The sequence below is a fragment of the Streptomyces corynorhini genome (assembly GCF_003346515.1).
In the GTDB taxonomy this organism is placed as follows: domain Bacteria; phylum Actinomycetota; class Actinomycetes; order Streptomycetales; family Streptomycetaceae; genus Streptomyces; species Streptomyces corynorhini.
In genome coordinates, this window is record NZ_QQNA01000138.1 from 1 (window position 1) to 2,639 (window position 2,639).

Consider the following 2,639-nt stretch of genomic DNA (forward strand, 5'->3'; position numbering starts at 1 on the left):
GCCCGCACCCCAATACGAACCTGCCCCTCCCCCAACTCCTCCGCAACAACCGGCCGAAGCGCCAGCCCCTCCAACGTCCCCTTTTCGGCGATAGCGAGCCGCCAGGACGGCTCACCCGCCGGAAGCGGCAGCGCGCGGTCCAGGCCGCCGCGGGCCAGGCGGGGCACGAAGACCGTGCCGTTCCGCAGAGCGGCCTCCGGCTCGCCCGTGCTCAGGGCGCCGCTCACGGCGGACCAGGACTCCGCCGCGTCGTCGACATCAAGCAGCCCGAACCGCTCAGGGTTCTCCGCACGCGCCGCCCGCACCAGACCCCACACCGCACCCAGCACCGGATCAGCCACCGAACCATCCACCGCCACAGCATCCCGCGTCACAACCACCAGACGAGACCCCGCGAACCGCTCCTCCACCAACCAATCCCGCAACAAACCCACCACACAACCCGTCACAGAATGCACCTCATCCACCACACCACCCGCACCACGCTCCACCCGAACCAGCACATCACCAGACACCACCTCACCAACCCCCGGCAACACCCCAGCCAAAACCGAACCCTCCACACCCGCGACCGCATCCCCACCAGCACCAGCACCAGCGGCAAGCCTCACCCAATCCGTCCGGTAAAGATGCTCCACACCACCCGCACCACCCACCGCACCCAAACCACCCGACACCTCACGCAACGTCAACGACTCCACCGACGCCACCGCACCACCCGAACCATCCGCAACCTCCAACCCCACCACACCCTCACCCAACACCGTCAACCGAACCCGCAACACACCCGCACCCGAACCCCACAACGACACACCCGACCACCCAAACGGCAACCGCACACCCCCCTCACCAAACACCGACGTAAACATCACCCCATGCAACGCCGCATCCAACAAAGCCGGATGCACCCCAAACCCACCACCCGACACACCCTCGGGCAGAGCTACCTCAGCAAACACCTCACCACCACGGCGCCACACACCCCGCAACCCACGGAACACCGGACCATACGACAACCCCAACCCCGCAAACCGCTCATACACCCCCTCCACCGACTCCGCCACCGCACCCCGAGGCGGCCACACCCCAAAATCAAACCCATCGACCGGACCCGCCCCAGACCTCACAGAGAGAGCACCCGTCGCATGCAGCGTCCACACCTCCACATCCGACGCCGCGTCATCACGCGAATGGATCTCCAACAACCGTCGGCCGGACTCATCCTCGACGCCCACCCTCACCTGAACCCGTACACCACCACGCTCCGGCACCACCAAAGGCGCCACGACCGTCAGATCCTCCACCCGGTCGCATCCCACCTCCTCGCCCGCACGCAACCCCAGCTCCAACAGACCCGTCCCCGGGAACACCATCACGCCACCGACGACATGATCCGCCAGCCACCCCACACTGCCCGCCGACAGACGACCCGTCAGCACCACACCATCCCCACCGGCCAACTGCACGGCCGCACCCAACAGCGGATGCCCCGCCGCCCCGAGACCGACACCACCGAGGTCGCCGGGGGCCCAGCGGCTGTCGCGGGACCAGAAACGGCGGCGTTGGAAGGCGTAGGTGGGCAGAGGATCGAGATCCTTGCCGTCGCCGGCGGGGAACGCGGCGTCCCAACGGACCGAAAGGCCGCTGACGTGCAGCGAGGCGAGTGCGGCGAGGTGGCTCTCCGGCTCGGGACGGTCCTTGCGCAGCGTGGTGGCGAACACGTACGGGCCGCCGGTGCCGACGGTGTCGTCGTCCAGGCATGCCTGGGCCAGGGCGGTCAGCTGGCCGTCGGGGCCCAGCTCCAGCAGGCGTCGCGCCCGCTGCTCGGCGAGGGTGCGTACGCCGTCCGCGAAGCGGACCGCCTCGCGGACGTGCCGTACCCAGTAGTCGGGCGAGACGAGGTCGGCGGCCTCGGCGAGCCGGCCGGTGACGTTGGAGACGACGGCGAGGCGCGGCGGGTGGTAGGTGAGGGAGGTGGCGACGGCCCGGAACGCGTCGAGTACCGGGTCCATGAGCGGGGAGTGGAAGGCGTGGCTGACCCGCAGAGCCGTCACCTTGCGGTCATCGGCCCGGAAGCGGGAGGCGATCTCCTCGACCGCGTCGGCGGCGCCCGAAACCACCACGGAGCGCGGTCCGTTGACAGCGGCGATGGCGGCATCGGCCCGGCCGTCGAGGAGGGACAGTACCTCGTCCTCGCTCGCCTGGAGCGCGACCATCGCACCACCCTCGGGCAGCGCCTGCATCAACCGGCCACGCGCCACCACCAGACGGCAGGCGTCCGCCAGGGACCAGACCCCGGCGACGTGCGCGGCGGCGATCTCTCCCACCGAGTGCCCCATCAGCAGGTCGGGGCGGACGCCGAAGGACTCGACCAGCCGGTAGAGGGCGACTTCGAGGGCGAACAGGGCGGGTTGGGCGAACTCGGTGCGGTTCAGCCGGTCGGCGTCCCCGTCCCCGTCCCCATTCCTGTTCCCGTCCCCATTCCCGTCCGCATTCCCGTTCCCGTTCCTGTCCCCGTCTCTGTTCTCGTTCTCGCCGAAGACAACGTTCTTGAGGGAGAACGGAAGTTCGGCGTCGACCGCGTCGAATGCCTCGGCGAACGCCGGGTATGTCTCGTACAGCTCCTGTCCCATGCCGAG

General features: G+C 69.1%; 1 protein-coding gene. It reads right to left on the reverse strand.

The window, feature by feature from the left end:
• A partial coding sequence (locus DVH02_RS35195; protein WP_114624871.1) for an acyltransferase domain-containing protein occupies nucleotides 1-2,639 on the reverse strand: 2,639 nt, incomplete at both ends.